Genomic DNA, 14,740 nt, shown 5'->3' with positions numbered 1-14,740 from the left:
AAGAAAACGCTATCTTGAACACAAACGACCTTAATTCAATATCATCAGCCTCGCACCCAGGCTCAGTTCTGGTAAACTCGTGGATAATGAATATTGTATTCAATTACTTTTCAGGCATAAGCAATAACGATGTCAAAGGAGAACAGAATGGGAAAATGCATAGGCGTATTGACAGCAGGTGGTGACAGCCCAGGACTGAATGCCGCAATTCGTGCCATCGGCAAAAGCGCTCTCAATTCTTATAACATGCAGGTTATTGGTTTTAGAGACGGTTTTCGAGGACTCATGGAAAACCGAACAGTACAGCTCCAAAGTGATACGCTCTCCGGTATACTGACCCTTGGCGGTACCATTCTGGGCACCAGTCGCGACAAACCACATAAAATGCCGGTAGGATCAAAGATGCAGGACATGACCGAAGTCATGCTCGACAACTACCATCGTCATCATCTGGAAGGACTCATTTGTATCGGTGGCGGGGGTACCCAAAAAAATGCACTCCGCCTTGCCCAGGCCGGCATGAACATCATTACCCTGCCCAAAACCATAGACAATGATGTTGCCCAGACCGACATCACCTTTGGCTTTGACACCGCCCTTTCCATAGCAACGGACGCCATAGATCGGTTGCACTCAACAGCCCACAGCCACCACCGTATTATTGTAGTCGAGATCATGGGGCACAAAGCCGGCTGGTTGGGACTCGGCGCCGGCATGGCCAGCGGAGCTGATGTTATCCTTATTCCGGAAATCCCTTATGACGTGAACCTTGTGGCAGAGGCCATTCGCAGAAGAAGACACAGAGGAAAAAATTTCAGCATTGTGGCGGTTTCAGAAGGTGCTCTGGCAAAAGATGACGAGCAACTTTTCACCGAGTTACAAGCAAAAAAGAAAAAAGCCAAAGAAAACAGTGACGAAAAAAAACTGAAAAAAGTCTTGGATTCACTTTCGCAATTTAAGGCAGTCCAGAAAAAAAATACCTTGCTCCTGTCCAGTAAACTGGAAACCCTGACAGGACTGGAGAGTCGGTTGACCATTCTCGGTCACCTGCAAAGAGGTGGAACGCCTTCGGCTGCAGACCGAATTTTGGCAACGCGGCTTGGTACCAAAGCCGTTGAAGCAATAGCCAAACAACAATACGGCAACATGGTTGCCGTCAGTGGGGAAAGCACTAAATTGGTCCCCCTGAAAGAAGTTGCCGGGCAGCGAAAAATAATCCCCCTCGATCACCCGTGGATTCACTCTGCCATCGAGACCGGAACCTGCCTTGGAGAGGAAATCTCTTTGCATGACATAATGTAGATTGGTTCAGAAAAACTCTGTAACGAGCTTGAACCACCTTTGATTTACTTGACTGGAGAGGAGCGGATTCATTTTGAAATCCATGTCTTCCCAGGCATTACCCAAACTAAACAAGTTCCGATGCAGTGATAGAAAATAATGCCAACCAGTGGTAAAGTACTTTCACATCACGTGGTAACACTATATAGCATACTGCCCTATAATTACTGACCCAAACAAAGGGTACTTACTCGAAAGGTTCCAAGATGACATTTATAGAATTCAAAAAATTACTGCTGGATGCAGAGATAACACTTCCTAAATTTTGCAAGCTGATAAAGGTCAGTGATAAAAATATCCAGTCATACAAAAAGAAAGGCTATGTTCCCAATACGATAGCAGTCATAGTTACATGCTTTGCAAAGATGCAAGCAGACCAGGTAGATTACCGCGCACTGATAGATAGTCTTGAATTAAAAAAGCAGACTAAAAAAGGAGGATTCAAAAAAAAGAATCCTGAGGTTGAAAATACGTCTACGGAGAGCAAAATTTCAGGCTCGGACCCTGCATCTTCAGTGGCTGAAAAAAAGAACAATGCATAATGAAAAACTTTGAAGCTGACGCCGCCTGAACTGATGAGAAATCCAGGTTAAGCATTTCGATGTGGCTGCTAAAAAATGCCGGTTTCAGCAGCACCCTACACTGTCTGCTGAAACCGGTTTGTAGTTGACCGTTTTATTTTACCGGCCTGTCAATAGCCTTGAAAAGGCTGACGACGGGATCAAGGTAGATCAAATCCGTCAAAATTCATTACTCTATCCCATGCGGCTATAAAGTCGGCCAGAGACTTGTCCTGAATCAAGATACTGCCTGGAATCATTGAATGTACCATCTTTTTGTGAATGTCAATTCAAGCAGGAGCGCCACGCCACGCTTATACAAGTACTATGGCCACCGCTTACAACACTTTTCAACAGCACCAGACATCGGGTTCTCTTTGCCTGACCCATGCTGACCCCTCCAGCACAAAAGGGATTACAGATTTCCTCCCCCGCGAACGATTTCCCCTTCCACCAGATAAATTACCTCTTCGGCAATATTATTGGTTCGATCACCAATACGTTCGAGATGGCGTGCAATAAGATACATGTTGACCAAACCGGCTCCGTCCCCTCTATGCTTGTCAATTTCCTCAATCACAGCTTTATAGGCAAGGTTACGATACCTGTCGACCTCCTCGTCCATATGAAATATCTTGCGGGCAAGATCAGCATCTTCCGACACCAGCGCATCCAAACCGACCTTGACCATTTCCAACACCTTTTCAGCCATGGGCTGATAGTCAAAATGAAAACTAACATTGTCCGTCTTTTCTATGGTTAGTACCCTTTTAGCAATGTTAACGGCATAATCGGCAATCCTTTCCAATTCACTGTTTATTTTTATGATAGCTACAATCAAGCGTAGGTCTCTGGCCACTGGTTGATGCAGAGCTAAAATTTTCAAACACTCTTCTTCAACCACGATCTCCATATCATCTATTTCCCAATCTGAATTAAGAAGAGCGTTAGCCTGCTCGTGATCGTGATTTTCAATGATACTACAAGCTTTTCGAACTCTATCTTCGACCAGGCCGCCCAGCTCAAGGATTTTCTGTTTCAATCCTTCAATTTCACGATGAAAATGCATGTGTCTACCCAAGATACCCTCCTGTTGGTACAGTAAATTAAAATGAGACTATATTAAAATCACCTGGCGTTACCTCGTTGTTAGGAAATGATTAGGAATACATTAGCATTTTTCTTTTTTCTTGCAACAGCACGGCCAAAGGGTAATGTACTTGTTATTTGCTAAGGGAAACAAGAGGATAAAAAGTGAGTAAACACCGCATTTTGATCGTCGAAGATGATGCCGACATCCAACAGCTGGTCAGTTATAACCTGATCAAGGCTGGTTATAATGTGACCTGTGCCGACACCGGGGAAGAAGCATTACAGATCCTGGAAAACGAATCCATCGATGCCATGCTCCTTGATCTCATGTTACCGGGACAAGACGGCATGGAAATATGCTGTGCTGTCAGAGCGACCGAAAAGACACGTGCTCTGCCCATCATCATGCTCACTGCAAAAGGTGAAGAGGATGACGTTGTCTCAGGACTGGAATATGGTGCTGACGATTATGTTACCAAACCTTTCAGTCCCCGGGTATTGCTTGCCAGAATCGAAGCTGTGCTCCGCAGAAAATCAGGTCGACAGCTAGAAGATCAAGGTGATGAAAAAGACGGTATTTTTCTCCATTCCATGGAGATCCATCCTGGTCGCCATGAAGTTCGCATCGAAGGCGTAAAAATACACTTAACCATCACCGAGTTTACAATCCTCACCTTGTTGGCGAGTCGACCGGGTTGGGTTTTCTCCAGGCAGCAAATTATCGATCACGTTCGCGGCTATGACTATATGATTACCCCTCGCGCTGTGGATGTGCAAATATTTGGTCTGCGCAAAAAACTTGGCCAGGCAGGCAGTTATATCGAGACCGTACGAGGCATTGGCTATAGAATTAAAGAGTAGAACATCCCATATCATATCAACGGCATACACCTGACAGGCTGCACTAACCAGCCCTCCTCACCTTTTCAACTGATCCAAATTCATGAAAAACATACGTCTTTTTTGGCAAATATTTCCGGCAATCATCATTACCACCATGATTACCCTGGTTACTGTTGTCTGGTATATCTCAACAACAAGTCGTGATTTTTACCTGGAACAACTCCAGGTAGGACTGCAAGACAGAGCCCTGCTCATTGAGTCGTCCATCGCCTCGTATGCAGCAACCTCCCAGGAACGACTCCATTCATTTATTCGGACCGCAGGCAGAAAGGCATCCACCCGCATTACCCTGATCGACAAAGACGGGCTGGTATTAAGCGACTCCAATGAAGACTATAAACAAATGGATAATCATGCCAACCGTCCGGAGATCCAAATGGCCAGGGAAGGGAAAACAGGGACATCCATCCGGTTCAGTAAAACCCTCGGCCAGTCCATGCTCTACGTCGCTCTTCCGATTCAGCTTAAAGATGGAGAACAGGCAATTCTTCGTCTTTCAGTGGCCACCACCTCCTACGAAGAAAAACTCAAGTCGATTTATACTAAAATTGGATTAATAGGCATCGGCATATTTTTTATTGCCGCCTTGCTCGCCCTCTTTAGCGCACGCCGTATCAGTCGCCCATTGGAAAAGATGAAAAAGGGAGCAGAACAGTTGACCAAGGGCCGGATTGATCATTTAATAAAAATAAGCAGTGACCATATGTCAGTAGAAATGGCTGGTCTTGCCGGAGCTCTCAACCAGATGGCCGAGGAAATCAACCGTCGGGTTCGAGTTATTATCCAGCAACGAAATGAATTAGAAGCGGTTTTCGCCAGTATGGCCGACTCAGTGGTGGCCATTGACGCAGAGCAGAAAATTCTCCGTATGAACAAAGCCGCAAGCGGATTGTTTACCCTCTCTTCGGAGGCGGTAAAAGGAGTGCCCATTCATGGAGTAATCCGCAACCAGAAATTGCTCAGCCTTATAGAGCAGGCATTACAGGAAAACGTCACCATCAAAGAAGAGGTTACTCTTTTTAACGGTACCCAGCCGCTTATCCTGCAAGTTCATGTAGTGCCACTGTGCGACGAGCAACATCCCTTGGGAGTACTGTTGGTCATGCACGATCTCACCAAACTCAATCGACTTGAAAATATCCGCCAGGACTTTGTCGCCAATGTATCCCATGAACTCAAAACCCCAATTACAGCAATAAAAGGTTATGTAGAGACGCTGTTGGACGGTGCTTTGGAAAACCACGACGATGCCGTTAAATTCCTGACAATTGTCGCAAAACAGACCTCCCGGCTCAACTCAATTATTGATGATCTTCTGGCCCTTTCACGGATAGAAAATAAACAAGAAGCCGGAGGAGTGGAGCTGACGCTCCAGCCGGTAACTCCCCTTTTTGAAGCGGCCATACAGACGTGCAACAGCCAGGCTCATGAAAAAAACATGACCGTTACAATAGAAAATAATGATGAGCTCCAGGTCCCCATGAACCGCCCGTTACTCGAACAGGCCATCATCAATCTGCTTCAGAATGCTCTGGCCTATAGCCCGGAACACTCAAAAGTGATTCTCAGAGCCGCAAGCAGTCAGACCATGACAGGTGGACAGATGATAAATCTCAGTGTTATTGATCAGGGACCTGGAATTGCCAAAGAACATCTTCCTCGGCTTTTCGAACGCTTTTATCGATGCGATAAAGCAAGGGGAAGGAATTTGGGAGGAACAGGTCTGGGACTGGCCATTGTTAAACATATAGCCCATACTCACAACGGCAGAGTGGATGTGACCAGTTCCCCGGATACGGGTTCTACCTTTACCCTTACAATACCAATCAATGCAGCAGAGTTAAGTTAACCAGTGAGGCAAAGAAAGACTCGTTGAATAAAAAAGGTGCCGCATGCGGCACCTTTTTTAATTTTTTGAGGGTATGTTGAATTATTACTATTTAGTTCGAGGTCAGGTCAGCCTCAACAGGGTGATTTCATGCTGCACTATTCTTAATACAACTCCAACAAGTTACTTTTAAACCAGAACATTCTTTCATAGGTACGATACGGTTATATTAACCCGTTAGTTAATAACACGAGAGAATTATTTTGGATCTATCCCAAGTTGTCGTCCGTCCAGCTCAGCTTTACGCCACGTAGAGTTCTCGATTATCTAAAATTAACAGGAAATACACTCAGGCTATATCAACAGCTTGACAATTAGCATGATTTTATCCTGGGCAACACCCTGTAAATATAAATTTTTAAAAGTCAACCATAACTCCTCCCCAACACAAACCGGCGGGATCCCACCCCTTGAAAGCAAACAGGATGGGGGAGATATGACCCGCTTGGCGTAAAGTGATTTTCACCATGTCCTTTCTCTACCTGCAAAGCCTGTTTACCGAAAAAGCAGTTGAGTTTACAACGGGGCTACATTATTGTTAATAGGTTAATTTTTCTTACATGAGGCCATCGATACCGCTTCATGCAAATACCATCTTGGTGTCACCTGCACAGTGTTACCCGGCACACTCCGCCGGGGATTCCACATGTGAATCAAAATCGAACAGGTGCTATCGGAAACCTTTTATCCAAGGAAATGCAATGCGTCTTTTTTTGCTTGTTTGTTTCTTTTTCTCCTCTCTCGCAGTCACAGGTTATTGCCAGGATCCTCCACCGGCAAAAGTGCGAACTGCACCCATCACCAAAGAACAGGTTTCCAGAAATAAACCCTTCCTGGGAATCCTGTATTACGACAGGTTGAGCAAGGTTTCCAGTGAGGTAGCCGGGCTGGTGGAAACGATTAATGTCAGGAGCGGTGATAGAGTCAAAAAGGGGGAGCCTTTGGTACAACTCAATACCGACTTGCTTGATCAAGATATCAAGTTAAGTACCACCAGGGTAAAACAGAAAAAACTGGAAAACGAACTGGCACAAAAAAACTACGATCGACAAAAGAGCCTTCTCGAAAATCGGGGAGCCAGTCAAAAAAAATACGACGATGCCCAATTTGCCTATAATAATTCCATGATGGAACAACAGGCGGCACAGCATACTCTGGCAAGATTACGCCTCCAACAGAAAAAATCCCTGATTACAGCCCCGTTTGACGGTATCATCCTTGAAAAAAATGTAGATTCAGGTGACTGGGTACAACAGGGTGGGCAGGTTGCGGTAATTGGCGCCTCTGATGCCCTTTTTGTAAAAGTTCCCGTGGGTGAAACGCTGCTCCAATTCATTCAACCAGGTGCGGAAGTGGAAGTGGTTATCAATGCTTTTGCTCAATCCCTGACCGGTACCATTGACACCATCGATCCTCGAGCCGATACAAAAACAAAAAATGTTTCCATTAAAATTCGCATCCCCGTGATTGCAAAAAGTGTGGAAAACTTATCAGCCACGGTTCATCTCCCCATCAGCAACAAGCAGCAACTCAGCATCATCCCCAGGGATGCCCTGATCAAATTCAAAGGCAAGGATTTTGTGTACACGGTAAAAGAGGGAAAGGCCGGCATCCTTCCTGTGAATATCGTCACCTTTCTTGGTGATAAGGTTGCAGCAGACAACCCCTACCTCGCTCCGGGTATGCCGGTTGTTATTGAAGGTAACGAGCGTCTTCGCCCCGACCAACCTGTAACCATCATAGGGGAATAAGCGCTATGGATATCATTCGCTACTCCCTTGAAAAACCAGTCACAGTAGCAGTTGGGGTTATTCTGGTCATACTTTTCGGGATCATCGGTCTCAATGCTTTACCGGTCCAACTGACTCCAGACGTAGAGACACCGCAAATAACGGTCAACACCAGCTGGAGCGGAGCAACGCCCTATGAAGTGGAAAAGGAGATTATCGAGCAGCAAGAAGACACCCTGAAAGGATTGCAGGGGTTGACGAAAATGGAAAGCGCCAGCTACAATTCATTTGGAGAAGTCACCCTTTCGTTCCAGGTCGGCACCAATATTGATGATGCCCTGCTCCGGGTCTCTAATAAGCTCAACGAGGTTTCCGACTACCCTGAGACTGCCAAAGAGCCCGTTATTGAAGCTGCCGGCGCACAGAGTTCCCCTGTCATCTGGATGGTCATTCGCCCCAAGCCTGATAACAAAGAACCCATTAACCACTATCGTACTTTTTTCGAAGATACAGTACGGCAGCACTTGGAAAGGGTACCAGGAGTCGGCTCCCTGTTCGTCTTCGGCGGCACTGAGAATCAACTCGAGGTTGTGGTGGCCCCACAGCAAATGGCTCGTTTCGATGTCTCGATTAACCAGATTGTACAGGCTATCCAACAGGCAAACAGTAATATAGCCGCAGGCGTGCTCGGTATAAAAAAATAAGAACTACCGAATCAGAACCGTCAGTCAGTTTCAAACTGCCGGTGATGTCCTCGACGTTGTCATTGCTGACGACGGCGTCAACCGGGTCTACCTCCATGATGTGGCAACAGTTGATAATGGTCACAAAAAGGAAGACGTCTCTGTATTGCATAACGGAGACCAGGTTATTGTTGTCGGAGTGCGTCGAGAGCAGGGCGCAAATGTACTGCACATGACAGATCAGCTTGAAATTGTCATTAACAGGCTCAACACCTCCATGCTCGACCAGGAGGGCTTATACATTGATTGGGTCTACGACCAGAGACCGTACATCAACCGGGCTATCTCCATTGTTAAGCAAAATGTCCTTATCGGTGGTCTGCTCGCTATAGGGGTACTTTTACTTTTTTTGCGCAGTCTCAGATCCACAGCAACCATTGCCATGGCCATCCCTATCTCCGCCATTGGAGCCTTTGTTTTCCTTTGGCTGACAGGTCGAAATCTGAATGTGGTCAGCCTGGCAGGTATTTCTTTTGCCGTCGGTATGTTGGTGGACAACTCCATCGTTGTTTTGGAAAATATTGATCGCCATCGACAAATGGGCAAAACTGCCATTAAGGCTGCCTATGAAGGTGCTCAAGAGGTATGGGGCGCCATTTTTGCTTCGACCGCGACCACGGTAGCCGTATTCCTGCCGGTTGTTTTTATCCAGGAAGAGGCAGGGCAACTCTTTCGTGATATTGCTATCGCCATCACTTCCTCAATTCTCCTCAGTCTTGTTGTTTCCATTTCCGTGATACCCACCCTCATTAATCTGCTCTATCGTAACAGGGGAGTGAGTCAAAAAAACAAACTACAGCGTTCCGTTGTTGGCCCATGGCTTGCGGCTTGGATCATGCGTTTTTCCAATCTGTGCATGAAAAATGTTTTTACCCGGATCACCTCGGTGGTGGCATTTACAGCGATGTCCATAGTGCTGATAATAAGCCTGCTGCCCAGTGCTGAATATCTTCCCCTGGGAAACAGAAATCTGATCCTTAACATTTTGATCCCGCCACCGGGCTATTCTGTAGCGAAACAAAAAGAACTGGGCCGTTATATATACAATGAAGCAGCCCCTTACTTTAAAGAGGACGGCAAAGACGGTGTTCCACAGATAAAACAGATGTTTTACGTAGGTGCTGACCGCATCAACCTTTTTGGCGGGATCAGCGAGCATGAGACCAGGGCCAGTGAAATGATGCCGCTTTTCAATCGAATTATGCAATCTATACCCGGCATCTTTGGCGTGAGTATCCAGGCAGGAATCTTTGAATCCGGCATAGGCAAAGGCCGTACAGTAGAGGTCAATATCGCGGGCAATGACATCGACGCTATTATTGACGCGGCTCGAACTGTCTACGGCATGACCAGCCAGAATATTAAAGGGGCACAAATCAGACCGGTTCCATCGCTTGAAACGAGTTATCCCGAGGTCAAAATCATACCCGACAAAGAAAAGTTACGCGCCAACGGTTTAACCGAATCAGATCTCGGCGTGTATGTGGATATCCTCATGGATGGTCGAAAAATAGACGAATATCGTCCTGAAGGTACCAAACAAGTCGACTTGGTTATCAAAGGGGACGAAGCACTCTTTCTCACTCCGGAAGACATTCTTAACGCAACCATTGTCTCGGGTTTGGGTGATCTGATTCGTATTGGAGACGTGGCGGAATTATTCTATACCCAGGGAATGCCGCAAATCAACCACCTGGAAAGAAATCGGACCATCACCCTCCAGGTCACGCCCCCTCCTGAGGTTGCCCTGCAGGCGGCCATGGAAATCATTGAAAAGGACATCGTGGGTTCCCTGGCAAAGGCAGGCAAACTGAACAATGTTACGGTTTCCATTGGCGGCAATGCCGACAAACTCACCGAGACCCGTAAGGCACTGCAATGGAACATGCTACTGGCTCTGGTTATCACCTACCTCTTGATGGCCGCGCTTTTTGAAAACTTTCTCTACCCCTTGATCATCCTCTTTACCGTCCCCCTTGCCGCGGCCGGAGGGCTCATAGGGCTCCGTGCTGTTAACGCTCTGGTTGCACCCCAGGCACTGGATGTGCTCAGCATGCTTGGATTCATTATCCTTATCGGCACCGTGGTTAACAATGCGATCCTCATTGTGCACCAGTCGTTGAACAATATACGTTACAAAAACATGGCTGGGACGACAGCCATCTCAGATGCAGTCAAAACCAGAATACGACCCATTTTCATGAGTGCCACCACCAGTGTACTCGCCATGTCGCCCCTGGTTATCGCCACAGGATCAGGGAGTGAACTGTATAGGGGATTGGGCTCTATCCTACTGGGGGGATTAGGTATATCAACCATGTTCACGTTATTTGTTATTCCTTCGCTGCTGAGTTTTTTTATTGTTTTTGAAAAGCCCAAAATCCAAACAGATTCTGCAAATGCAAAAGATGCCCTATAGAGCATGGATATTCCGGCAATTGCTCAACACGACTTTTTTCCTAAGGAAAGACTACTAGATGACGGATTTGCAAGAGTTTATAAACCAGACGACCCGATTACCTACACCCCCTGCAATTGCACTGAAAATTCTTGAGGCGGTTCGCAGTGATGAGATAAATTTTGAAGAACTGGCAGATATCGTCATGGCCGATCCGGTACTCACGGCTCAAGTCCTGAAAATTGCCAACTCTTCGCTTTACAGCTTGCCCAAGCAAGTCACCTCCCTGTCCCAGGCCACAGGACTGCTAGGCACCCAAACGCTCAAAAACATTGCCCTTTCGTTTGTCATTGTCGACAGCTTTAAAGACATCCCACAGGGGGGATTTGATCTCGACCTTTTCTGGAAAAGATCCATTTCGACAGCGGTTTCTGCAAAAACACTGGCAAAAAAAACAGGCATTGCCGACGAAGATATATTCATCACGGCTCTACTCCAGGATATAGGTATACTAATCTTCTTTCTGGTAGATGCACCCGCCTTCACAGAAATGCTTGATAAAAACCGCATCACCGGGAAACGCTTTTACGAGGCAGAAAAAGATCAATTCGGATTTGACCATACAGAACTTGGGTCCCACCTGCTCAAATCCTGGAACCTGCCGGAAACAATTTACAATCCTATTAGGTACCATCACACCAGCGAAACCTTTGACAACCAACATGGGCCTGCCCAGCTACTCAACATATCCGACAAGATCTCTTCAATATACCATAGTTCACAATCAAACAAAAAATTTGCAGAAGTCCATAACTCGCTGGCAAAAAATTTTGGGGTGGAGCATGAACAGATAGATGAGTTGATTGATTCCATTGGTGAAAAAGCAAGAGAAGTAATGGGTCTATTTGCCGTGGATCCAGGAGAGATGAAACCCTTTTCTCAGCTGATGCAGGAAGCCAACGATGAGCTACGACGACTTAATTTCTCTTATGAACAAGTTGTACTGGAGCTGAAACAGGCCAAGCAGACTGCAGAACAACTGGCTCTCAATCTGAAAGAAGCCAATGACAAATTGCGAAAACTCGCCTTTCGTGATGATCTAACCGGACTCTACAATCACAGATATTTTCAGGAAATCCTTGAAGCAGAAATTCAGAGGTCAATCCGATACAAACATTCTGTCTCTCTTTTACTACTGGATGTCGATTTTTTCAAACGAGTGAATGACACCTACGGCCATCCTGCCGGCGACCATGTACTCCGCCAGGTCAGTCTGAAAATGGCTAAATTGGTTCGCCACTGCGACATAGTTGCCAGATATGGCGGAGAAGAATTTGCCATTATACTCCCCGAGATAAAGAAAAGCGGTGCCAAGGTTCTTGCCCAGCGTATCCGCCGTGGCATAGAACAACTGGAGCTCACCATCAACAGCCAGCAACTTAAAATTACAGTCAGTGTCGGTGTTAGCAGCACCGATGATATAGAGGGAGTTAAAGACGCTAGACCAGCACTCATCAGCAACGCTGATCAAGCTCTGTATACTGCCAAAAGAAATGGTAGAAACAGAGTCGAAATTTAAATAAAATGGCAGGCCCTATGACCCACCAGTTGTCACCGCCTCGGCTCGGCTAAAACCCGCTTGATTGTCAAACCTATTTTTTCAACGGTATATGGCTTTTTCAGATACTGCCCCACGCCAAGCATCATGGCCGCTTTCACCCTTGCGGTTTCAGCATATCCGCTGGCTATAATCGCCTTTTGCCCCGGGTAGAGCTGCACAATTCTTTTGTAGGTCTCCAGTCCGTCCATATAGGGATCAGCCAAAATCATATCCAATACCACCAGGTCAACTCTCTGCCGCTGAAGATAGGCCAATGCCTCTTCGCCGCTGCTAACCGCATCGGCCTGATACCCGAGTTGGGTAAGAATAGCCACCGCCAGGTCACGCTGCTCCACTACATCATCAACGACCAGAAGCCGTTCCCCGTGACCGCGAACATCATTTTGGTTCTGCAATCGCACTTCCTGTGCAATATCTTCACGGGTTGCTCGAAAAAAGAGTTCAAAAGTAGTCCCTTTTCTCTCCTCGCTGGTAACATTAACAAACCCCTCGTGATCCTGAAGAGTTGCCCACACAACGGCGAGCCCGAGCCCGGTCCCACTCTTTCCCAACCGTTTTTTTGAAAAAAAAGGTTCAAAAACATGCCCGATATCCTCCTGGGCTATCCCATCGCCCTGATCGACGACCCTCAGCACCACATATTCCCCTTCCTTAACCTGCTGGAAGCCATCAAGAAAATGGTCAACATATTTATTTTCAGTGGTAATGAGAACATGCCCTCCTTGGGGCTGAACCTCGATGGCATTATTAACAAGATTGAGGATCGTTTTTTCCAGATGTAATGGCGCTCCCTTCATTTTCATCAACTCAGATTCCAGCTCTACATCCACCACTACTTCAGGATGCTGCTCCAACATTTTTGTATACTCGGAGGACCCAAGGTACTTTTCTATCAGGTTATTTAAATTAAGCACCATCCGCTGCTCAACTCCCCTCCGGGCAAGGGTCAGTAAATCTTCAACTACATTGGCAGCTTGCAGGCCGGCCTCCTTAATTATAGTAATAGGCTTACTTTGCGGACTATCAGGCGGCAGACTGTTCATAATAAGGTCAGGATAGCCGATCATTGATGAAAGAATGTTATTAAGATCATGGGCAACACCGCTTGCGAGGAGCCCCAGAGCCTCCATTTTTTGACTTTTTACAAGCTGCTCCTGCACATTTTTCAAATCTTCTGCAGCTTTTTCCTGCCTGTCCACCATCCTGTTAGCTGCTCGGACGAGCCCTTGAAACTCTTTGAAATGAACATCTTGGGCCTCTATTTTCCTTACATCTTGTAATGATTGTTCTAAAAAATCGGTAAACAGGACAATATTATTACCAATACCTCGGGTCAAATAACGAGATAACAAAATAATCGGCACCATGCTGACAAGTAATATAAACAAGAAAATAACAGCATGATTTTGTATCTTTTCTATCAGCGCCCTTCGTTTTAAAGCGAGGGTTTGGTTAATTGCATCCACATACAGCCCGGACCCAACCATCCACTGCCAGCCATCCACACCTCGCGAATACCCTACCTTTGGAGCAGGCAATCCGGTACTCGGTCTGATAGTCCCCACATATTCCAGAAACCCACTTCCCTCGTTACGGGCCATACGGATAAATTCCTGCAGCACCGCCGTTCCGTTAGAATCCATAAATGTCCAGCGATTCACTCCGATATTTTCAGGTTTATAGTGGGCCAGGGTCGTTCCCTCGTAATCATAGACAAAAATATACCCTTCCTCGCCATATCGAACCTGATTTATCCAGCCCAGTGTTCTCTGCTGAATTATTTGCGTATAATTTTCAAGATAAGTGCCTGTCCCAATGTACCATCCAAGAGGCTCAAAAGATTTGATGAAGCCTAGCTTTTCCTTCATCTTTGCCGACTTATCGGGTTCATACCAATACCAATTTAAAAATCCCTCCCCTTTGGTTTTGATCAACTCAATTCCTCGCCTGACCGTATACCCCCCTTTGCTGTCCTTTAAATCAATCATGTTGGTCCCTTCCAGCTCAGGTGAAAAGGGGAGCAGTATGTTATTGCCGTCCAGGTCATAAATAAAAAAATAACCGGCTCCACCATCAAAGCGAACATTGCGCAGTGCCTCGGTAATAAGCAGCTTTACCTCCTGCTCACTTTTTGAGCCTGCAAAGCCGGCATACAGAGTCTGCGCAATATTGATAGCCTCCTCAACCCTGGCTCGCAGAGTGACTTTCAACTCCCTTTCGGTTTGCCTTCGCTGGTAGTTGATAAAATCAACGATCCTGTCGACTTCCATACGGGCAACAGCTTTGTGTTCTTGGACATACGCCTCTTTCCGGGCTTTGGCTTCGGCATCAAACTTTATAAATTGATCGGCAACCCAGAGCGCGCCGACAGAAAAATAAACAAGCATTATGATCAAGATTATGCTGGCAGTTATTGTTCCCTGAAAGCTCAAGCGTCGCAGCCACTGCATAAATATCCCCGATT

Annotated in this window: 10 protein-coding genes; 8 read left to right on the top strand and 2 right to left on the bottom strand. The window is 46.3% G+C overall.

What is annotated here, in order from left to right; all coding sequences use genetic code 11:
• The first annotated feature begins 147 nt into the window (after nt 1–147).
• Entirely contained in the window at nt 148–1,302 is a 1,155-nt protein-coding gene (locus ACHZCY_RS20830) for a 6-phosphofructokinase (RefSeq protein ID WP_205223569.1), read from the top strand.
• A gap of 245 nt (nt 1,303–1,547) precedes the next feature.
• Nucleotides 1,548–1,883, top strand: coding sequence for a hypothetical protein (locus ACHZCY_RS20825; protein WP_205223568.1), 336 nt, complete (start codon nt 1,548–1,550; stop codon nt 1,881–1,883).
• Between the two features lie 433 nt (nt 1,884–2,316).
• Here the strand turns inward: ACHZCY_RS20825 and phoU are convergent, their stop codons facing one another.
• Nucleotides 2,317–2,982 carry a phosphate signaling complex protein PhoU gene (phoU, locus tag ACHZCY_RS20820; protein WP_232371119.1) on the bottom strand — a complete coding sequence of 222 codons (666 nt, stop codon included), beginning with the start codon at nt 2,980–2,982 and terminating at the stop codon, nt 2,317–2,319.
• Nucleotides 2,983–3,155: 173 nt separating this feature from the next.
• On the opposite strand from phoU, the gene ACHZCY_RS20815 reads away from it, so the two are divergent.
• The 6 genes from ACHZCY_RS20815 (at nt 3,156) to ACHZCY_RS20790 (ending at nt 12,234) form a co-directional block, all read left to right on the top strand.
• On the top strand, nt 3,156–3,854 hold the full coding sequence (locus ACHZCY_RS20815) for a response regulator transcription factor (protein WP_319550267.1): 699 nt from the start codon (nt 3,156–3,158) through the stop codon (nt 3,852–3,854).
• Nucleotides 3,855–3,936: 82 nt separating this feature from the next.
• Nucleotides 3,937–5,745, top strand: coding sequence for a HAMP domain-containing sensor histidine kinase (locus ACHZCY_RS20810; RefSeq protein WP_205223566.1), 1,809 nt, complete (start codon nt 3,937–3,939; stop codon nt 5,743–5,745).
• Nucleotides 5,746–6,485: 740 nt separating this feature from the next.
• Nucleotides 6,486–7,535 (top strand): efflux RND transporter periplasmic adaptor subunit, encoded by a 1,050-nt coding sequence (locus tag ACHZCY_RS20805; protein WP_319550266.1) that lies wholly within the window; start codon nt 6,486–6,488, stop codon nt 7,533–7,535.
• A gap of 5 nt (nt 7,536–7,540) precedes the next feature.
• Nucleotides 7,541–8,218 (top strand): efflux RND transporter permease subunit, encoded by a 678-nt coding sequence (locus tag ACHZCY_RS20800; protein ID WP_319550265.1) that lies wholly within the window; start codon nt 7,541–7,543, stop codon nt 8,216–8,218.
• A 10-nt stretch (nt 8,219–8,228) separates the two neighbouring features.
• Entirely contained in the window at nt 8,229–10,676 is a 2,448-nt protein-coding gene (locus ACHZCY_RS20795; RefSeq protein WP_319550626.1) for an efflux RND transporter permease subunit, read from the top strand.
• A 58-nt stretch (nt 10,677–10,734) separates the two neighbouring features.
• Nucleotides 10,735–12,234, top strand: a complete 1,500-nt coding sequence (locus ACHZCY_RS20790; RefSeq protein WP_319550264.1) for a sensor domain-containing diguanylate cyclase — start codon at nt 10,735–10,737, stop codon at nt 12,232–12,234.
• 32 nt (nt 12,235–12,266) lie between these two features.
• Here ACHZCY_RS20790 and ACHZCY_RS20785 read toward each other — a convergent pair whose 3' ends face one another.
• Nucleotides 12,267–14,726 (bottom strand): cache domain-containing protein, encoded by a 2,460-nt coding sequence (locus tag ACHZCY_RS20785; protein ID WP_319550263.1) that lies wholly within the window; start codon nt 14,724–14,726, stop codon nt 12,267–12,269.
• Nucleotides 14,727–14,740: the final 14 nt, after the last annotated feature.

It is taken from the genome of Desulfogranum marinum, assembly GCF_963675105.2.
GTDB lineage: Bacteria > Desulfobacterota > Desulfobulbia > Desulfobulbales > Desulfobulbaceae > Desulfogranum > Desulfogranum marinum.
The sequence above is the reverse complement of the archived record's forward strand: the minus strand, read 5'-3'. Positions and strand labels throughout refer to the sequence as shown.